At 64.0% G+C, this 18113-nt stretch carries 18 protein-coding genes; 10 read left to right on the top strand and 8 right to left on the bottom strand.

The genetic code is table 11. The features are described from left to right. Positions 1-55: 55 nt before the first annotated feature. Complete coding sequence (locus ACERJA_RS14340; RefSeq protein ID WP_373608946.1) at positions 56-340, top strand: DUF211 domain-containing protein; 285 nt, start codon at positions 56-58, stop codon at positions 338-340. Positions 341-342: 2 nt separating this feature from the next. Then, positions 343-924 carry a VIT1/CCC1 transporter family protein gene (locus ACERJA_RS14335; RefSeq protein WP_373608945.1) on the top strand — a complete coding sequence of 194 codons (582 nt, stop codon included), beginning with the start codon at positions 343-345 and terminating at the stop codon, positions 922-924. A gap of 23 nt (positions 925-947) precedes the next feature. Here the strand turns inward: ACERJA_RS14335 and ACERJA_RS14330 are convergent, their stop codons facing one another. Then, positions 948-1991: an NAD(P)-dependent alcohol dehydrogenase gene (locus ACERJA_RS14330; RefSeq protein WP_373608944.1), complete on the bottom strand. Its 1044-nt coding sequence runs from the start codon at positions 1989-1991 to the stop codon at positions 948-950. A gap of 178 nt (positions 1992-2169) precedes the next feature. Here ACERJA_RS14330 and ACERJA_RS14325 point away from each other — a divergent pair, with 178 nt between their 5' ends. After that, on the top strand, positions 2170-3234 hold the full coding sequence (locus tag ACERJA_RS14325) for an amidohydrolase family protein (RefSeq protein WP_373608943.1): 1065 nt from the start codon (positions 2170-2172) through the stop codon (positions 3232-3234). Next, positions 3234-4049 (top strand): iron-sulfur cluster assembly protein, encoded by an 816-nt coding sequence (locus ACERJA_RS14320; RefSeq protein WP_373608942.1) that lies wholly within the window; start codon positions 3234-3236, stop codon positions 4047-4049. Before ACERJA_RS14325 ends, ACERJA_RS14320 begins: the two co-directional genes overlap by 1 nt. A 102-nt stretch (positions 4050-4151) precedes the next feature. On the opposite strand, the gene cgi121 is transcribed toward ACERJA_RS14320, so the two are convergent. Next, positions 4152-4679: a KEOPS complex subunit Cgi121 gene (gene cgi121 / locus ACERJA_RS14315; protein WP_373608941.1), complete on the bottom strand. Its 528-nt coding sequence runs from the start codon at positions 4677-4679 to the stop codon at positions 4152-4154. After that, complete coding sequence (locus ACERJA_RS14310; protein ID WP_373608940.1) at positions 4679-7033, bottom strand: ATP-dependent DNA helicase; 2355 nt, start codon at positions 7031-7033, stop codon at positions 4679-4681. Before ACERJA_RS14310 ends, cgi121 begins: the two co-directional genes overlap by 1 nt. A gap of 106 nt (positions 7034-7139) precedes the next feature. Between ACERJA_RS14310 and ACERJA_RS14305 the strand changes: the two genes are divergently transcribed. Further along, positions 7140-7571, top strand: coding sequence for a universal stress protein (locus ACERJA_RS14305; RefSeq protein WP_373608939.1), 432 nt, complete (start codon positions 7140-7142; stop codon positions 7569-7571). Positions 7572-7580: 9 nt separating this feature from the next. Here ACERJA_RS14305 and ACERJA_RS14300 read toward each other — a convergent pair whose 3' ends face one another. Continuing rightward, on the bottom strand, positions 7581-8789 hold the full coding sequence (locus ACERJA_RS14300; RefSeq protein WP_373608938.1) for an anion permease: 1209 nt from the start codon (positions 8787-8789) through the stop codon (positions 7581-7583). 148 nt (positions 8790-8937) lie between these two features. Then, on the bottom strand, positions 8938-9924 hold the full coding sequence (locus tag ACERJA_RS14295; RefSeq protein ID WP_373608937.1) for a poly-gamma-glutamate hydrolase family protein: 987 nt from the start codon (positions 9922-9924) through the stop codon (positions 8938-8940). A gap of 220 nt (positions 9925-10144) precedes the next feature. Between ACERJA_RS14295 and ACERJA_RS14290 the strand changes: the two genes are divergently transcribed. After that, complete coding sequence (locus ACERJA_RS14290; RefSeq protein WP_373608936.1) at positions 10145-10390, top strand: ferredoxin; 246 nt, start codon at positions 10145-10147, stop codon at positions 10388-10390. Between the two features lie 5 nt (positions 10391-10395). Here the strand turns inward: ACERJA_RS14290 and ACERJA_RS14285 are convergent, their stop codons facing one another. After that, positions 10396-11049, bottom strand: coding sequence for a helix-turn-helix domain-containing protein (locus tag ACERJA_RS14285; protein WP_373608935.1), 654 nt, complete (start codon positions 11047-11049; stop codon positions 10396-10398). An 81-nt stretch (positions 11050-11130) separates the two neighbouring features. Here ACERJA_RS14285 and ACERJA_RS14280 point away from each other — a divergent pair, with 81 nt between their 5' ends. Further along, positions 11131-12624 (top strand): cytochrome P450, encoded by a 1494-nt coding sequence (locus ACERJA_RS14280; RefSeq protein WP_373608934.1) that lies wholly within the window; start codon positions 11131-11133, stop codon positions 12622-12624. A gap of 53 nt (positions 12625-12677) precedes the next feature. Here ACERJA_RS14280 and mdh read toward each other — a convergent pair whose 3' ends face one another. Continuing rightward, entirely contained in the window at positions 12678-13592 is a 915-nt protein-coding gene (gene mdh / locus ACERJA_RS14275; RefSeq protein WP_373608933.1) for a malate dehydrogenase, read from the bottom strand. Positions 13593-13772: 180 nt separating this feature from the next. Between mdh and ACERJA_RS14270 the strand changes: the two genes are divergently transcribed. The 3 genes from ACERJA_RS14270 (at position 13773) to ACERJA_RS14260 (ending at position 15611) form a co-directional block, all read left to right on the top strand. Beyond that, on the top strand, positions 13773-14234 hold the full coding sequence (locus tag ACERJA_RS14270; RefSeq protein WP_373608932.1) for a TIGR00725 family protein: 462 nt from the start codon (positions 13773-13775) through the stop codon (positions 14232-14234). Positions 14235-14267: 33 nt separating this feature from the next. After that, complete coding sequence (locus ACERJA_RS14265; protein ID WP_373608931.1) at positions 14268-14762, top strand: hypothetical protein; 495 nt, start codon at positions 14268-14270, stop codon at positions 14760-14762. Positions 14763-14873: 111 nt separating this feature from the next. Beyond that, the gene (locus ACERJA_RS14260; RefSeq protein ID WP_373608930.1) at positions 14874-15611 is read left to right on the top strand and encodes an Sjogren's syndrome/scleroderma autoantigen 1 family protein; all 738 of its coding nucleotides are present in this window, start codon (positions 14874-14876) and stop codon (positions 15609-15611) included. 24 nt (positions 15612-15635) lie between these two features. Here the strand turns inward: ACERJA_RS14260 and ACERJA_RS14255 are convergent, their stop codons facing one another. Continuing rightward, positions 15636-18068, bottom strand: a complete 2433-nt coding sequence (locus ACERJA_RS14255; RefSeq protein ID WP_373608929.1) for a DEAD/DEAH box helicase — start codon at positions 18066-18068, stop codon at positions 15636-15638. Positions 18069-18113 lie beyond the last annotated feature (45 nt).

Genomic DNA, 18113 nt, shown 5'->3' with positions numbered 1-18113 from the left:
GACTGCCAGCCAGTAGTTCCGTAGGCCTTTCCGTTCGCCCATTGTGCAAGCGTCTATGGCCCCGATACGACGGCTCGTACTCGACGTGTTGAAACCACACGACCCAAACGTTGTCACCTTCACGACGCAACTCGGCGATCTCGATGGGATCGACGCGGCCACCGCGACGGTCGTCGAAGTCGATGAGAACGTCAAGACCCTACGCGTTACCCTCGAGGGCGACGATCTCGACCTCGAGGCAGTCCGTGCTGAAATCGAGGACCTGAGCGCGTCGGTTCACTCGGTCGATCAGGTCGCGTGTGGCTCGCGAACGGTCGATGATCCGTGGTTCGGTAGCTGACGATGGCTGGCCGACGTGCCCGACTCCGTCGCGTCCTCGGCAAAGAAGACGTCCGGTCGATCTCTCGGCGGTACTTCATCGCCAACGGCTTCGACGGCACACTCACGAGCATCGGCGTCGTCGTCGGCGCGTATCTCTCTGGGATCGATGACGGAGTCACCGCGATCATGATCGGCCTCGGTGCGGCTGTTGGCCTCGGAACCTCGGGTGTCTGGAGCGTCTGGGAGATCGAGCGCGCGGAGGCACTGGCTGAACAGGAACGACTCGAGCGGGCGATGCTCACCGAACTCGAGGACACACGTGTCCAGCGCGACCATCGGGCTGCCCAGATCGTCCACGCTATCGCCAGCGCAACCGGACCGATTCTCGCTATCGTCGTGACCCTCTCGCCGCTGGCGCTCGAGGGCGTCGTCTTCACGATGTTACAAGCCGTTCTGGCGTCGATCTGTGTCGGTATCGCGATCCTAGCAACGTTCGGCGTCTATCTCGCCTCAATCTCGAAACAGCGGTGGTACGTCGCCGCGGCTCGGATGGGGCTGGCAGGGATCGTCGTCGCCGCGATCAACCTCATCCTGCCGGGGTAGTGCGGGCTCGGAAGAACTGCGGCTTAAGGTGGGAGGACGACCGCACGACCCTCGATCTCGTTGTGCTCGAGGCGTTCGGCGACCGTGTTGATCTCGCCGAGGTCGTGGCGTTCGGTACGGAGTTCGACGTCGCCGCGGTCGACAAGGGCGACGAGTTCCTGGAGTTCGGCGTACTTGCCGACCAGCGTGCCACGGAAGGCGAACTCGCCGTTGACCAGCGCCTGGCTGGGTTCGTGGATGTGGCCGCCGTAGCCGACGATGTGGTGGTCGCCGCCGGCGGCGACGATCTCGGGTGCCAGCGCGGTCGTCTCGTCTCTGCCGACGAAGTCGATCACCTGCTGAGCGCCCTCGTCGTCGGTTAGATCCGCGATGACGTCGGCGAGGTCCTCATCGGCGGAGTTGACGGTGTGGCGCGCGCCGAGGTCTGTGGCCAAATCGAGCGCGTCGTCTTTGATGTCGGCGGCAACGATATCCGCGGCGCTCATCGCGTCCAGACACTGCAGGCCGATATGGCCGAGGCCGCCGACGCCGATGACGACACAGGTGTCGCCGGGGTTCAGTTCGCGGACGGCCTTCTTTGTGGCGTGATAGGCCGTAATTCCCGCATCGGCGTGGGGAGCGATCTCAGTTGGGTCGACGCCGTCGGGCAGCGGAATGACTGCACGCTCGTTGGTCTGGAGATATTCGGCGAAGCCGCCGTCGGTGGTGAGACCGTTGAACGCACTGTTCTCGCAGTACATATCCTCGCCAAGCCGGCAGGGCCGACAGATGCCACAGGTCTGGACCGGATGACAGATGACTGGATCACCTTCTTCGACCAGCGTTACTTCGTCGCCAGTTTCGGCGACGATGCCGGCGTTCTCATGACCGAGCGTTATCGGCAGGTCCTGTGGCGCGTACTCTTGCCACATTCCCTCAATGATATGGTTGTCTGTCTGACACCACCCTGCGCCTTTGACCTCGATCAGTACGCCATCGGACCGCTCGAGGGTGGGTCGGTCGATGTCGTCGATCGAGAGTGCGTTGCTCATGTCGTCCGTGTACTCGTGGAGACGGGCTGCTTGCATGCTACCAAGTCACAGTTCAACACACGAGGAGAAAACGTTCTCCCAAAGCGTCGCTCCGTGTGAATCTATAGCTGCTGAGACAGTAGGTTCGCCTCTATCTGTACACAGTACACAGAAATTATAACTCATGAAACTCTGAAAAAGACTGATGACTTGTGGTACCAATAATCATGGTACAATGTACCGCTATAACGGCGAAGAGATCTTCGTCATCGACGGTCACGTGCACCTGTGGGACGCGACGGAGGACAACATCACACACCAGGGTGGGGAAGAGTTCATCCAGTGTTTCTACGACTACCACACGACGTTCACGCCCGAGGACCGCCAGTGGGACATCTCCGAGTACCGGAAATACGGCGCTGATCGGATGGTCGAGGACCTGTTCGCCAATGCTGCCACGGATATGGCGATCTTCCAGCCGACGTATCTCACGGACTTCTACACGGAGGGGTTCAATACCACCGAACAGAACGCCGAACTCGCGACTGAACATCCCGAGCGGTTCATCCTCAACGGGACGTTCGATCCGCGCGACGGCGAGGACGGACTCGAGTACCTCGAGAAACTCCACGACGAGTACGAGATTCCCGGTGTCAAACTCTACACCGCCGAGTGGCGCGGCGAGTCGAAGGGCTGGCGACTCGACGACGAGGAGGCGTTCAAGTTCTTGGAGAAGTGCCAAGAGCTCGGTATCGAGAACATCCATGCCCACAAGGGGCCGACGATCCGTCCCCTCAATCGTGACGCGTTCGACGTGAAAGATGTCGACGACGCGGCCTCGTCGTTCCCGGAACTCAACTTCATCGTTGAACACGTCGGCTTACCTCGACTCGATGATTTCTGCTGGATCGCCGCCCAGGAGACGAACGTCTATGGTGGGCTCGCGGTCGCCGCACCGTTCGCCCAGAACCGACCGGGCAAGTTCTCCGAAATCATGTCCGAACTCCTCTGGTGGCTCGGTGAGGATCGACTCCTCTTCGGGTCGGATTATGCGCTGTGGAACCCCGACTGGCTCGTGAAGGAAGTTCTCGAGGCCGAACTCACCCAGGAACACCGCGCAGAGTACGGCGTCGAGTGGGATCTCGAGACGAAAAAGAAGGTGATGGGCGAGAACGCTGCCGAACTCTACGACATCGATATCGAGGCGAAACGCCGGGCGTTCCAGGACGACGAGATCAGCCAGCAGTTCGGGCTCGAGGACCACTACGCGAGCGAAGAGCCCGCCGCGGCGGACGACTAATGAGCGCCCAGACGTCCGACGGCCCGACTCGAGCGGCCGTTCGCGACCGACTGGACCGCGTGACTGATCCGGAACTCGACCGGTCGATCGTCGACCTCGAGTACATCGATTCGATCGAGATCGACGGCGGCCGCGTCAGCGTCACGTTCACACTGCCGACGGCGTGGTGTTCGCCGGCGTTTGCCTGGATGATGGCAGTCGACGCTCGCGACGAGGTCGAGTCACTGTCAGCGGTCGAGACGGCTCAGATCACGCTCGCAGAACACATGCACGAGACGGAGATCAATCGTGGCGTCAACGAACGGCTGTCGTTCGCCGACGCGTTTCCCGATGCCGACGGCGACGTCGAGGCCGTCCGTCGGGAACTCGACGAGAAGGCACGGGTCGCACGGCAGTACGACGCGGTCGAGACACTGCTCGAGGCCGGACTCGACGCCGAGACGATCGTCGACCTCCGACTTCGAGACCTCGAGGCGGCCGACCTCGGGCCCAACACGGCTCAACCGGACCGTCCCGAGACAGTGACCGACGACGACACGGTCGCCATCTATGCCGCTGATCGCTCGTTTGCCGTTTCAGTTCCCGCGACACCGCTCGAGCGCTATCTCGAGAAAGCCCGTGAGACGTCTCTCGTGACGGACCCTGACGACCGCCTGTTCCGAACGCCCGAGGGTGAGCCGATCGATTCCGAGTCGTTCGAGCTCGTCCACCAGCGCGGGCGACTCGCACAGGTCAACATGTCGAGTCAGGGTGGGATCTGTGACGGGCTTCGAGAAGCGAGGGAGAGTCGGCTCGAGAAGACTGCTGACGACTGATACCGTTCGTTGTAACGATTTATCGGTGGGACTGCAGGACGGATACCGGTCCCACCGGAACTGACGTACAGCAGACAGTATGACGACGGGAGTCGACGCCGACTATTTGTCGACTTCGAGCAAGACGACTCGTTCGCGGACCAGCGCGGCCAGCGACGCGTCGGTCGCCTCGCGTTCGGCGTCGGTGATCTCGAAGAACGCACACAGCGTCGCCTCATCTCGTGGCTCGAGTGTTGGCTCGGTTCTGACGACGGCATCCAGTTCACCGAGTGTCTCGAGAGCAGCCGCCGCTTTGCCCTCCCGAACCCCCCCGTTTCCGGTCGAACTGCCGTCGACCAGGATCACGGCACGATGCCTGCCTTCGCCGACACCCATCTCGAGGGCGTCGTCGATCTGTCGGCGGCCGGCGGCGTACAGCAGGATTTCGACCGCCCGATCTCGGGCGATGTTCTCGCCGCGGGCGATGGCGCGGTCGGCCAGTTCCACGGCGTGCTCGAGGTGAGCTCGGCCAGCGACGTAGCTGGCGTCGAACGCCTGAATCGTCACGTCGTGGCGCTCACCGATCTCGCCGAGTTGGCTGACGAACGCGTCGATATCGTCGATCTCGAGTACGCATTCGAGGAGTTCCATTAGAAATCACCCAGACTCGACTGACTGTTGTCGGTGTCGGTTCTGTTCGATGCCGGTTCGGTGTCGCGACTCGAGTCGGCCCCCTCGCCACCGTTGGCCGACGTCGTTGGCTCGATGCCTTCCATCGAGGGGTCTTCCCGGCCGGCGTTCTCGAGGATGGTTTCGGCCGTCTTCGCCCCCTTGAGCGCGTTCAGCACGACCCCTTTGTCCGCGCTCCGGAGATCGGCCGGCTCCTCGATGCCGACCTCGTACAGCCGGCGGGCGCGTTTGCGGCCGACGCCGCCGACCGAGACGAGTTCGAGCAGTTCCTCACCAACACCGTGTTCAACGCGCGCGCGAGCCTCGCGGACGGCGACGGTCCACTCGCTATCGATTTCGCGTGCCAGTGATTCAGCCGCTCCGAGCAGCCACTCGGCGGTGTCGACTTTTCCCCGGAGGTCGCCGGGCCCGATCTTGTACCGTTCAGTGAGTTGTTCCTCGTCGTCCTCGCTGGCCCAGTCTGCGAGCAGCTTGCCCGTCTTGAGCGCGGCCAGCCAGTCCTCGAAACGGTCGTCTTCGTACTCGCTTGGCGCGTCACCCAGCAGTTCGGCCTCGCGTTCGTAGAACAGTTCGCCGAACGTGTCGTCTTCGCCCGACCGGAGGTAGAGTTCGTACATGTCGGGCGTCCGCGAGACGAGTTGGTACAGCCCGAGTGCGGTCGGGCGCTCGTCGGCGTCTTCGAGGCCGTGGACGATCTCGGCGGCGCTCATCGGATCGAGATACAGTCGGGAGACGGTGTGGCCGAGGCTGGTCGCCTCGAGCCGTTCGTCAGTCTGTGCAGACTGCTGTGCAGCGAGGTCGGCCGCGGAGGTGAACGCGCCGGCGTCGTCGTCGGTCGTCTTCTCGGTCCCGCCCTCGCGTTCGATGAAGTCGTTTGACTCGAGATACTGCAAGACTGTCTCAGTCACCTGCTCGAGTCGGCCTGCCTCGGTCGACTGACTCGCATAGAGGGTCGCCTCGAGGAACTCGAGGAGTTCCTCGCGCGTGCGGGCGAAGCCGGAAGCGATGGTCGCGAGCACGTGGGTTCGCAGGGCTGGCTCGGCGGCGAGTTTCGAGCGGACGGCCTCGGGGTCGGCCCAGATGTAGCGGTCGAACAGCTCCTGACTGTCCTCGTGGCTTTTCGCAAGCAAGACGGCCTCGCCGTAGGGGTCGAGCCCCGGCCGGCCCGCCCGCCCCATCATCTGGTGGACCTCGAGGACGTCGAGCGGGGCCATCCCGCCGGCGCTGGGATCGAATCGCCGCCAGTCGCGGACGATGACGCGCCGGGCGGGCGTGTTGACGCCGGCGGCGAGCGTCGGCGTCGCCGAGATGACCTTCAACAATCGGTCGCGGAAGGCGTCCTCGACGAGGGTTCGCTGGGTGCTCGAGAGGCCAGCGTGGTGAAACGCAGCGCCCTGTTCGACGCAGTCGGCCAGATCCGTGCTCGTCTCGGTGTCGCTGTCCTCGCGGATCTTCTCGGCCAACTCAGTCAGTTCGGCGCGCTCGTCGTCGGTGAGCTCACGAGTCGAGACCTGCCCCAGCCGACGCGCCGCGGCTTCGGCGTTACGCCGGGAGTTGACGAAGACGAGCGAGGAGCCGCCTTCCTCGAGGATGTCCCGGACCAGCGCAGCCTCTTGTTTTTCGCTTCCCTCTACGGGGACTTCACGTGTCGTCCCATCGTCGAAATTGAGGGCGTTGCCGTAGTGGACACCCATCTGCAGGTCGATCGGTCGCCAGTCGGTGTCGACGAGCGCGGCATCGAGCCAATCGGCGATCTCGTCGGCGTTGCCGACCGTTGCCGAAAGCGCGACGACCTGCATCCCGGGGTTGAGTCGCCGGAGTTTGGCGAGCGTGACCTCGAGGGTTGGCCCCCGATTGCGGTCGTCGATGAGGTGGACCTCGTCGCTGACGACGCAGGTGAGATCCGAGAGCCAGTCAGCGCCGTTTCGAACGAGCGAGTCGACTTTCTCGCTGGTCGCGACGATGATGTCTTTCGTGGCGAGCCACTCGCTGGTCGATTCGTAGTTGCCAGTCGTGACGCCGACGGTGACGCCGAACTCCTCGTAGGCCTCGAACTCGGCCTTTTTTTCGCTGGCGAGCGCTCGCAGGGGGACGATGTAGAGTGCTTTCCCACCGCGTTCGATCGCCGACAGCATCGACAGGGCAGCGATCATCGTCTTCCCGCTGGCGGTTGGGACGGCGGCGACGAGGCTGTCACCGTCGGTCGCGCCGGCCTCGACCGCTTCGGCCTGTGGCGGGTAGAGCTCCTCGATGCCGTCGCGCTGGAAGTGGTCGATGGCACCGGGTGGGAGCCCCGACAGCTCCTCGAGATTCATTATCCGCCTTTGGCGCGTCCCCCGGTTTAAAGTATCGTCTCGAGAAGCGCGCTCCCTGCACCCGCCCGCCGATAGACCGATAGGGGTCGCGACTGAACACGGCCGTATGGCTCCCGATCACGTCCTCGTCCCCACGCTCGGCCGGCCACGAGAGGACGAGGCGCTTGCCTATGCTCTTGAGACGTTCCCCGACGTAGACGTGACGCTGCTGGCCGTCGTGACACCGCTCGACGCCCCGTTGAGCGAGGGTGGGGTGCTCGAGCGAGATGAGGATCGTCTCGAGCAGACACGCCAGCGCGCGACTGCACTGCTCGAGGCGGTCGCTGGCGACGCGGCGCGCAAACGGGTTCAAATCGACGTCCTCGAGGGACGGCCCGGCACAGTCATCCCCCAGTACGCGAGCGACGAGGATGTCGATCACGTGGTTATGCACGGACACGGAACGACGACAGCCGGATTCATCCGGCGGTTTCTCGGCCGCAACGTCGCCACGACTGTCGTCGATCGCACCGACGAGCCGGTGACGGTTCTCGAATGAGTCGCCGCGTCAGCCGCCGATAACCGCTTCGAACAGCTGATAGACGCCGTAGCCGACGACGATCGAACTGCCGAGGGTCAACAGCCAGAACGTGATCGTGAAGCCGATTTTACGCCGCGAGACGCCCGCCGAGCCGGCTGCCAGTCCGCCGCCGATGACTCCCGAGAGGATGATGTTGTTCAGCGAAATGGGAATCCCGAGCGCGATCGCCAGTTGGGCGATAATGAAGCCGGGAACGAGCGCCGCGATCGAGCGCCGAACGCCGAGTTGGGCGTACTCTCGAGAGGTCGCCTGCAACAGCCGCGGTGCGCCCATCCACGCGCCGGCGAGGATGCCGGCCGCACCCAGCGCGAGCAGCGTGATGCCCGGCAGACCGAGTTCGATCCGGAAGAGGTTCTCGAGCGGGCCGGTTGCCAGCCCGACCTGCGAGCCACCGGAGGAGAAGGCGACGATGCCGCCGAGGACGAGCAGGAACGACCGAATACCGCCGTCGACATCGACGAGGACGCGTTTTCGAACCCAGTAGAAGGCGAGCGCACCGAGTGCGATCGTCACGAGCACGGTCCCGAGGTCCGCGCCTGCGACGAGCGTTGGGCCACCACCGAGCTGGCGGGAGACGAAACTCGCGAGACTGCCCTGGTCGGCCGTCGGATCGGGGATGACGCCGAGGCGGATGTTTGCGACGATCGCACCGACGATGCCCGCCAGTAGCGGCACGCCGACCGATTCGGGGATGTCGTCGCGGCGCAGGGTGACTGCAGTCGCATACGCCAGCCCACCCGACATGAACGGCACGAGCAGCCAGAACGTGCCGAGTCGCTGGTAGGTCGCCATCGCCGGATCACCGCCCAGTGAGAGGCCGACACCGACCATCGCACCAGTTGTCGCGAACGCCGCGGGGATCGGATACCGCGTATAAATGCCGATTGCCATGAACGTCGCCGCAGTGAGCAGTCCCGCGGTGGCCGCAAGCGGCGTGATCGTCACGCCGTCGATGAGGTCAGCACCGACCGTCTCGGAGATACTGCCACCCTGCATGAGCGCCCCCGCAGCCGCAAGCAGGCCGATGACGAACGCGGCCTGCATCGTTGAGATCGCGTTTGCGCCGATCGCGGGCGCAAACGGCGGCGAGTTGCTGTTTGCACCAAGCACCCACGCCATAAACAGACAGGTGACGATAGCAGCCCCGACGAGTACTACGAACGACAGTGCGACCATTCCGTCCACTACTGTTGAGCCACCGCCGGCAAAAGCGTTCCTTTGGGAACACCAGTTGACGGCACTTTCGGCCGATCGTCATAGGGTGTCGCACTCTGCATCGATGCGCTACTCCACCGAGCAGTATCCTGTATGACGCCGCCCACTCCTACTCGAGGATCGCGTCGAGGCCGGCAACGACGCCGTCGGCGACGGCCATCCACTGGGTCTGTCGAACGTCAGTCGGCTGCTCAAGTTGGATCGTCTGCCCGATTGGGGCAACCTCGTTGAGAATGTTGCTCGGTGCAGCGCCGCCGTAGTCGGTCGCGTCAGCGCTCGCCAGCACGACCTCGGTTCCATCGACACGGTCGTCAATCGCGTCAGCGACGAGCTGTCTGTCCGACTCGCTGGCGGTGCCGCCGATGAAGATGTTCTCGTCTGCGTAGCCATGAAACGCAACTGCCCAGTCGGCGGGCTCGTCGGACAGTCCCTCGAGCAACGGGAACGAGCCACGGTCGAGTTCGGTCGATGGGACGTGCCAGCGGTCGAACGAACCGCCGCCATCGTTGAATCCGGAACAGATCCATCCAACGTCGTCACGCTGTTCGGCGACACGCTCGGCCTGAAAATCAGTTCCGTACTCGATGAACCCCCCGTGGGGCGCGATCGCGAACACGTCAGTCTCCTGGTCTTCCTCACCGACGACGTACTCGACGTACTCGTTGTTGTACTGACCGGCTCGGCGCGTGTCGTACTCCGGATGGACTGCCTGTCCACCGACGGTCGCCGTCGACGAGTCGCTCGCACCGATCCGATCGAGTCCACTCCGGGCCAGCCGAACGGCCGCCCCCTCGTGTGTCGAAACAATCGTATAGATCGCGTCGGGAAACCCATCGCCCTCACTCTCACCGGCACTGATTCGGACCTGTTGTCCGAGCTCGAGTTCGGTGTCGTCGGTCGTCCCACAGGGGACAGAGCAGTACTTGCTCGAGTCCGATCGGGTGCTCCAGTCAGCGGTCGTTTCCTCGAGTGTAATTTCCCAACTCGGCATCATGTTACAGTCCCCATCGTCGTCGATCGGCTGCCACGCGGTCGTCTCGTCGTCCGTCCCGGAGACAATCGTGCTGTGTTGGAGTCCGGTCGCTGCCAGACCCACACCCGCTATACCGCCACTCAACCCGATCACTCGGCGTCGGCTCAGATGGCGTGGTGGTCCTGGGCACTGACTCTGATTATCCTTCATTCCAACAAGAACAATTTTGTTTGTGCTGTTTAAATCTAACCTAGTCAGTATTGATATTTACCTCACGGCGGGGAACTTCGTCTCTCTCAAACTTCCCGTCAGGGCTTTATTGACGACCGCCGAACGACCGCACATGAAGATCGAATACGACGAGGATACGTGTATTGGGATGTTTCAGTGTGTCGCCGAGTGGGAGGGGTTCGAGAAGGACAAAACGAAAGGGAAAGCAATCCTGAACGACTCGGAAGAGGCCGAGGACGGCGTTTTCGTCCGTGAGGTGCCTGAGGACGCGGAACTCGACGCGAAGTTCGCCGCTCGAACGTGTCCCGTCGACGCGATCAAAATCTACGACGACGACGGCGAGCAGTTGATTCCCTGACGCTTCTACCGCAGTAACGCAGCATCGACCAGTTCCGCCTCCGCAGATCGCAGCAGCGTCGACGCCGCACTTTCGGAACACTCGAGTGCCTCGGCTACCGTCGCCAGGGCACCACTCCGTGGCACCTCGTAGTACCCTACGTCGCGGGCAACCTCGAGTGCCTCGAACTGTCTGGCCGTGAGCCGGCCGGCCAGCGTTTCCGAGCGTCGCTGGTGTTCGCTCACGCGCGTGACCTCGATGTCGACCTCATTGGGGGCGCGCTCGAGCAGTCGCGACATGGCCTCAGGTTCTCCGAGGACGGTGATGTGGACGTTCTCTCGTCCGGTGTAGACCATCGGTGGGACGATTACCAGCCCGGGTACGTCAAACGTTCCCAGCAGGGTGGCGTCGGCGGCCCGCAGGTCCATCTCGACGTAGCCGTAGAACGTGTCCTCGTCGACGGGTGTGATGTCGTATCGGTGAACGGACTCGAGATTCTCGGCTAGATCCCCGAGCGCGCTGGGGTCGCCGACGACCAGAGAGAGAAAGCGGACGGTTTCGGATTGCCGGTCGACTTCCCAGGAGAGTACCTCCTCGCGCTGGAACGACTCGAGCGGCTCTTCGGGCGCCGGCAGTTGCATCGACGGTGGGAGTTGGAGAGTGAGGTCTGCCGACTGCATACGTGTCGTTCGACGGCTATACCTAAAGACGTTCAGTGCTTCGGGAGAGCACCCACACTCATTCGCTCCGAACGAACGTGTATGAACGAGAGACGTCCGACAGCGGACGACCGAGAACCGACGATCGACGCGGAGGGGGAAACTGGATCGACGCGAGCAGCGGTCGGAACGCCGCCGCCGGGTCCGCGCGGACGTCCCGTGATCGACAGCACTCTCGGGTTCGCTCGCGATCCACTCGCGTTTCTCTCCTCGATTCGCGAGTACGGCGATGTCGCCCACTACGAGGCGTTCGGCCGCGAGTTCGTGGTCATCTCGGACCCCGGCCTCGTTGAGACGGTACTCGTCGCCCGCGACGACGAGTTCTGGCGCGGTGAGTTCGAACACGAGTTCAGCGAGGTTCTCGACGTGGAGGGGCTGTTCTTCGCGGAGGGTGAACGCTGGCGAAACCAGCGTCTGCTCCTCCAGAACGCGTTTACGCTGGCACGAATCCAGTCCTACGCCGACGACATGGTCGACGAAACCGTACGCCTCGTCGAGGACTGGTCGGACGGCGAGGTCGTCGATGTCCGAGAGGCCATGTCGACCCTGACGTTGCGGGCACTGACGCGATCGCTGTTCGATCTGGAGTGTGTGGAGCCACGCTCCTCGGAACCCAATCGCGGGTCACACCCGCGACCGTTCGGTGGCGACCGTGCCGACTGCGTGCAGCGCTGGGTTCAGGCCATGGGCGCGTACAGCGACAGCGAATTCTTCGGCATCCGTGCCGTGCTCCCGACGTGGCTTCCGAGCCGGGCCGAGCGCGAGTACCGGCGTGCGACGGCCGACGTGGAGGCCCTCATCGAGGAGATGGTCGCCGAGCGTCGCCGCTCCGACGCAGCGGGTGACGACCTGCTGTCGCTGCTCGCGACCGGCGAGTACCCCGACGGCTCGAGGCCGACGGCCGAGGAGATCACCGACCAGTTACAGCTGTTCCTGCTGGCCGGCCACGAGACGACGGCGACCGCGCTGACTTACGCCTGCTGGCTGCTCGCCGCCGCCGACGTTGAGGACGTCCGGTCGCGACTCGAGCAGGAAGTCACGACCGTCTGCGGTGACCGTGACCCAACGTTTGCAGACCTGCCCGACTTGGCAGTCACCGAGGCCGTCGGCCGGGAGGCGATGCGGCTCTATCCGCCGCTGCCGTTCCTGCAGCGCGAGCCCCACGAGACAACAACACTTGCCGGCTACCGGATCGGGCCAGCGACGACGGTCCAGTTGAATATGTACGGCATCCATCGCGACGAGCGATGGTGGTCCGAGCCCGACGCGTTCCGGCCGGATCGATGGCTGTCGAACGACGAGGACGGCCGATCCGTAGTCGCTGACCGCGACGACCGGCCCGAGTACGCCTACTTCCCCTTCGGTGGCGGTTCGCGCCACTGCATCGGGATGCGATTCGCAATGACCGAACTACAGCTGTCGCTGGCGACGATGGTTCGACGCGTCGACCTCGAGCGAGTGACGGAGTCGATCGACCCCACGCCGAGGGTGTCGCTTGACCCCGGTCCGGTCGAGATGCGAGTTCGTCGACGATAGCCCTGCAGCTCTCGAGCGAGGGACGAAAAAACGAAAGACGTGGCGTTGATCGCTTACGCGATTTTGTCGTACTGGTCGGAGAGCTTCTCTGCGGCCTCGCCGAGCTGGTTGCGTTCGAACTCGGTGAGGTCCCACTCGACGACCTCCTCGACGCCGTTCGAGCCCAGCTTGACGGGGACGCCGAAGGCGGTATCCTCGTGGCCGTACTCGCCGTCGAGGACGATACTGCCGGGGAGTACTTCGCCCGTATCTCGCAGAATGGCCTCGACCATGTGGCCGACACCGGTCGCCGGGCCCCACTCCGTTGCGCCTTTCTTCTCGATGACGTTCATCGCGGAGGCCTGGAGTTCCTCGAGCAGTTCGTCTTTTATTTCGTCGGTGAACTCGAGGTCCCGGCCGTCGACGCGGACCTTCGAGAAGACGGGGACCTGGGCGTCGCCGTGTTCGCCGAGGATGGTCGCCTCGACGTTCTGGACGGGTGCATCGTAGCGCTGGGAGATGACGTACCGGAAACGCGCGGAGTCGAGTCGGCCACCGAAACCGATTACTTTCTCACGTGCTCGATCGCCCGCCTCGTAGAGGTGGCGATTGAGCAGGTCGACGGGGTTCGACGTCGTCACCGTCACGAAGTCGTCGTTGTACTCGGCCAGCGAGGAGCCGATATCCTCCATGATCGGGGCGTTGTCGCCAGCCAGATCGATTCGGGTCTGGCCCGGCTGGCGTGGGATGCCAGCCGTGATGACGACGACGTCCGACCCCTCGGTCGCCTCGTAGCCACCTTGCCGGATCGTCGTGTTCGAGTCGTAGGCCGCGCCGTGGTTGGCGTCTGCAGCCTGCCCGATCGTCGTGTCTTCCTGGTCCGGAATGTCGACGAAGACGAGTTCATCCGCGATGTCCCGAAGCGCGATGTTGTAGCCCGCAGCGGCTCCGACCGTTCCAGCCGCGCCGACCACGCTAACTTTCGTCATACCACGTAAACCTCACCCGTCCTCCGCGTTAAATCCGTCGGAATGACACTCGTTCGCACGACTTGACGATGCCGTTTTCGACAGCTGCCGAACCACCGGCTATCGCATCCGGCGTCCTCGAGAACGTCTCGCCGGCTCGAGACCGAACCGATCATGATCGTTGCCTGCGGGCACTCGACCATGCGTGTCAGCGTTATCGGCGGCGGCGAGATCACCGATGAGCAGGCAGCCCGCGCCGAGGCTGTCGGCCGCGAACTCGCGACTCGAGGCCATACGGTCGTCTGTGGCGGTCGTGGCGGGACGATGGAAGCCGTCTGTCGCGGAGCCAAAACGAAAGGCGGCACGACGATCGGCATCCTGCCCAGCGAGCGCCGCGAGCAGGCAAACGAGTACGTCGACATCCCCATCGCGACCGGGCTGGGCCACGCCCGAAATGCGCTCGTCCCGCTGAACGGCGACGCGGTCATCGCGCTCGCCGGCGGCGTCGGGACGCTCTCGGAGTTGGGTTTCGCCGGAATCTACGACCGGCCCGTCGTCGGCCTCGAGACTCACGACGTTCCGGCTCTCGAGGACGTCCTCGAGAGCGTTACAACGCCCGAGGCAGCCGTCGACGCCGTCGAGGCCGCCGTTGGAGAGCCATGATCTTTTTGACACTTCGCCCGAAACAGGTCTCGCGTGCACCGCAGAGCCCTCCTCCGCAGCGGAAGCGTCGTCGCCCTCGGCGTCACCGCCGGCTGTCTCGACACCGTCGACCGAATGACGTGGTCCAGCGGCGTCGGCTCTCTCCATCGTCCCGGTGAAATCAGACTCGGCGATCGCGATCCAGCCGACGGCGTCGGTGTCGGCGCGATCTACCGGGACGCGGACGCGACTGACGAGGTCTCCGCTACGGCCGACCTGCCGGCGGCCAAGGCGATCACCGACACCGACTGGGAGCGAAACGTCCTGCTGGTCGTCCAGCTCGGCCGGCCGGCCGACACGGCGGCGTCGATCGGCTTCGGTCCGGGTGGGCCGGAGCGATCGGGGCTGCGCGGGCTGTCCGCCGACGCCGACAGACTCGAGTACACCTTTGTTCAGGGGTTCGAACGGCCCCGCGCGTTCGTCCCTCGTTCCGCGACGATCACCCTCTCCGGCCCGGATGGACGGACACTCGGGCACATCGATGCCTGAGTTCCTCCAACACACCGTCGATTTGATCGGCCCGCGATCGCCTCCTGTCGTCCTCGCTTGACCACTGTCGACTTCGCAGCTTTTTCGACGTTCCACAGCGTCTAGATGGGTATGAGCGACTTCGATAAGGAAGCCGAGCGCGAGAAACTTCGGGAGAAGTACGAACGCGACAAACAGGAGCGGCAGGCGACCCAGCGGATGAGCGACCTACTGCTCAAGGGCGCGACGATGACGAACTCCCACTGTGGCACCTGTGGCGATCCACTCTTCCAGCAGGACGACACCACCTTCTGTCCGAGCTGTCACGGCAACCCCGACGCCGTTCGGGGAACCGACCTCGAGGCCCAGCCGGCCGAGGAGACCGACGACCAACCGGCGGCCACGGAACTGCCTGCCCACAGCGAAGACCGCGAACCGACAGCTGAGTCCGGTGTCGCGGATGACGAAGCAGCTGCTAGCGACCGCAATGGCGACGACCAGCCACAACGACCCGCCGAGACGACGGCGAACGAACGCCACACTCGAGCGACTGACTCGTCCTCAAATGCCGACGCGACGACCGACGCCGCGGGCCGAGCCGAGGACCCATCGCCCGCCGAGACCCAGCCACAGGCTGACTCGCCGGACCGGAACACTGCAACGCCCGCGACGGGTGACATGCGATCCGCACGCCGCCCGCCAGCCACCTCCCCGTCTGCCAGCGACGACCTCGAGGCCGCCCACGCCTCGCTCGTGCAGGCCTTAGAGAAGTTCGCGGCCGAGGCGGCCGCCACCGACGACCCTCGATACGCCAAAGAGTGCCTCGAGGCTGCTCGCGAGGCAAGCGAGACGCTCGAGACGCTCCGGTGAACGTCTCGAGACTCCATCGCCGACTCAGCCGGTGTAGTCGCTCCCAATAACCTCTCGCATCCGTTCGGCTGTTACGTTTCCGACGCCGTCGGCGGCCTGTAGCTCGTCTTCGCTGGCGATCATCACCGCCTCGACGGTTCCGAACTCCTCGAGCAGCGACCGGGCCGTGACGGGGCCGATTTCGGCAATCGAGGAGACGACGTACTCCTGTTGTTCGCCGATCGTCTTGGACTGTTTCTCGCCGTGGACCGACACCTCGCGGTTGGCCGTCTCCTGTTCTCGGCCTGCGATCACGGCGAGCAGTTCTTTCGTCTCGTCTTCGCCCTCGGTCCGGAGCACGCTCGCACCGAAATCGACGGCGAGACTCGAGAGCGCGCCCCGAATCGCGTTCGGGTGGATGTCTCGCTGTTCGTAGAGGCCATCTCCCTCGACGACCACGATCGGTCGCGAGTAGTGTCTGGCCATCGCGCCGACCTGCTCGAAGACCGATCGGTCGCCGTCGACCAACGAGTCGACGAAGTCGGCGACGGATTTGCGCTCGACGACGACCCGATCCGACAGGACGTAGTCGCCCACGTCGAGCGTCTCGAGGCGGATCTCGATCTGTTCTCGCTTTGAGAGCTCGCGTGCGATAGTGGCGTCCATCTCGCGCTGGTCGGCGACGATCTCGATCAGGTCGCCCTCGGCGTGGGGCTCGTGGGTCTCGACTGCCTTGCCGTCGTCATCGTCGTCGTTCTCGCCCGCTGTTTCTCCCGCGAAATCCGTCAGTCCGGGCTGTGTCCCAACCCCTTCGGTTCCACTGGAACAGTCGCCGACTGCGTCGGGGTTGCCCCCGTTACCAGCTACTTTCACTTCGCTCTCGCCGTCGAAGTCCGTCAGCGCCTGCTGGGAGTCGTCGAGTTCTTTCTCGAGGTCGTCAGCGACCCCTTTCAGGTCGCGCAGTTCGGACTCCATCTCCTTTTCGCGACGCTGGGAGATCCAGAAGTAGGCCTCATCGCGGGTGTCCTCGGCCATGAGCACGACGACGCGGCCCTCGGACTGGCGGCCCGTTCGTCCCTTGCGCTGGATCGACCGGATCGCCGTCGGGACGGGTTCATAAAAGAGGACGAGATCGACCTCGGGGACATCGAGTCCCTCCTCGGCGACCGACGTCGAGACTAGCACTTCGAACTCCCCTGCACGGAAGTCATCGAGCACCGCCTGTTGTTGCTTCTGGGTCATTCCATCGGACCCCTCGCGGTCGCCTTGCCCGACGAACCGCTTGGCGTCGAAGCTCTCGCTCAAAAACTCCGTCAGCGCTTCTGCAGTGTCGCGAGACTCCGTGAAGATGATGACGCGTTCGCCGCCCTCGAGCCCCAGCGTCTCGGCCAGCAGCATTCGCGTCTTGCGGTATTTGGGATGCAGTTGGTCGAACGACTCCGCTTTCCGCATCGCCTCACGGACGCGCGGGTCGGAGACCATCCGTTGGCTGGCCTTCGACGCGCCCGATGAGCGGGCCTGATTGCGCTGGCGGTCGAAGTACCGACAGACTGCCTCGACGCTCTGGGTTTCGACGAGCGTGACTGCCTGGCGGAGCTTCATCACCTCCGCGTGGATGGACATCCCTTTGAACCCCTTCGACTGGTCGTTGTTGATCAGCCCCTGGAGTTCCGCGCGCATCCGGTTCAGATCCTTCTGCGACTGATCTGGTTGGGTCGAACTCGCGACACCCAACTCTTTGAGCTTTTCGAGGCGGTCTTTGATCACGTCGTTCAGTGTATCCCGGATCTCGAGGACCTCATCGGGGAGGTCGATGCGCTCCCACTCGACGTCGGTGTTGTGGGTAAACTTCGAGACGTCGGCGTCGTCTTCAGTCATCACCTCGACCTCCTGGATGCCGAGGTTTTCACAGACCTCGAGGATGGCTTCCTCGTCGCCGCCGGGCGAGGCACTCATGCCCGTCACAAGCGGCTGAGTGGCGTCTCCGTGATAGCGTTCGGCGATGTAGTTGTAGGCGTAGTCGCCGGTTGCGCGGTGGCACTCGTCGAAGGTGATGTGAGAGACGTCGGCCAGCGAGATCCGGCTGCCGACGAGGTCGTTTTCGATCACTTGTGGAGTGGCCATCACGACCGTTGCATCGGTCCACAGTTCGGCGCGGTCATCCGGGCTGACGTCGCCGGTGAAGACGACGATCTCCTCGTTGGGGATCTGGAGTGCTTCGCGATAAAAGTCGGCGTGTTGCTGGACGAGCGGTTTCGTCGGCGCGAGCATCAGCGACGTTCCACCCACTTCGTCGAGTCTGCGGGCGGTAACGAGCAGACTGACGGTGGTTTTGCCGAGCCCGGTGGGGAGACAAACGAGCGTGTGGTCGTTCGCCGCGGTGCCGGCGAGTTTCAGCTGGTAGAGTCGACGCTCGAGGAAGTTCGGCTCGAGGAGCGGATGCTCGATCGAGGGCGGTTCCTCGTCCTGTGCTGCCATTGCCAGTGGTTCACCGTCGTCGTGAATAAGGGTTCTCGTACCGCG

This window comes from Natronorubrum sp. A-ect3 (assembly GCF_041821125.1).
Lineage (GTDB): Archaea > Halobacteriota > Halobacteria > Halobacteriales > Natrialbaceae > Natronorubrum > Natronorubrum bangense.
The sequence above is the reverse complement of the archived record's forward strand: the minus strand, read 5'-3'. Positions and strand labels throughout refer to the sequence as shown.

What these genes read in the sequence shown, in the direction of transcription:
- cgi121 (WP_373608941.1), bottom strand. Translation starts at nt 4,679, where the DNA reads ATGGAACTCCTCGAATGCGTACTCGAGATCGACGATATCGACGCGTTC.
- ACERJA_RS14335 (WP_373608945.1), top strand. Translation starts at nt 343, where the DNA reads ATGGCTGGCCGACGTGCCCGACTCCGTCGCGTCCTCGGCAAAGAAGAC.
- ACERJA_RS14300 (WP_373608938.1), bottom strand. Translation starts at nt 8,789, where the DNA reads ATGGTCGCACTGTCGTTCGTAGTACTCGTCGGGGCTGCTATCGTCACC.
- ACERJA_RS14320 (WP_373608942.1), top strand. Translation starts at nt 3,234, where the DNA reads ATGAGCGCCCAGACGTCCGACGGCCCGACTCGAGCGGCCGTTCGCGAC.
- ACERJA_RS14270 (WP_373608932.1), top strand. Translation starts at nt 13,773, where the DNA reads ATGCGTGTCAGCGTTATCGGCGGCGGCGAGATCACCGATGAGCAGGCA.
- ACERJA_RS14260 (WP_373608930.1), top strand. Translation starts at nt 14,874, where the DNA reads ATGAGCGACTTCGATAAGGAAGCCGAGCGCGAGAAACTTCGGGAGAAG.
- ACERJA_RS14305 (WP_373608939.1), top strand. Translation starts at nt 7,140, where the DNA reads ATGGCTCCCGATCACGTCCTCGTCCCCACGCTCGGCCGGCCACGAGAG.
- ACERJA_RS14255 (WP_373608929.1), bottom strand. Translation starts at nt 18,068, where the DNA reads ATGGCAGCACAGGACGAGGAACCGCCCTCGATCGAGCATCCGCTCCTC.
- ACERJA_RS14325 (WP_373608943.1), top strand. Translation starts at nt 2,170, where the DNA reads ATGTACCGCTATAACGGCGAAGAGATCTTCGTCATCGACGGTCACGTG.
- ACERJA_RS14310 (WP_373608940.1), bottom strand. Translation starts at nt 7,033, where the DNA reads ATGAATCTCGAGGAGCTGTCGGGGCTCCCACCCGGTGCCATCGACCAC.
- ACERJA_RS14285 (WP_373608935.1), bottom strand. Translation starts at nt 11,049, where the DNA reads ATGCAGTCGGCAGACCTCACTCTCCAACTCCCACCGTCGATGCAACTG.
- mdh (WP_373608933.1), bottom strand. Translation starts at nt 13,592, where the DNA reads ATGACGAAAGTTAGCGTGGTCGGCGCGGCTGGAACGGTCGGAGCCGCT.
- ACERJA_RS14340 (WP_373608946.1), top strand. Translation starts at nt 56, where the DNA reads ATGGCCCCGATACGACGGCTCGTACTCGACGTGTTGAAACCACACGAC.
- ACERJA_RS14290 (WP_373608936.1), top strand. Translation starts at nt 10,145, where the DNA reads ATGAAGATCGAATACGACGAGGATACGTGTATTGGGATGTTTCAGTGT.
- ACERJA_RS14330 (WP_373608944.1), bottom strand. Translation starts at nt 1,991, where the DNA reads ATGCAAGCAGCCCGTCTCCACGAGTACACGGACGACATGAGCAACGCA.
- ACERJA_RS14280 (WP_373608934.1), top strand. Translation starts at nt 11,131, where the DNA reads ATGAACGAGAGACGTCCGACAGCGGACGACCGAGAACCGACGATCGAC.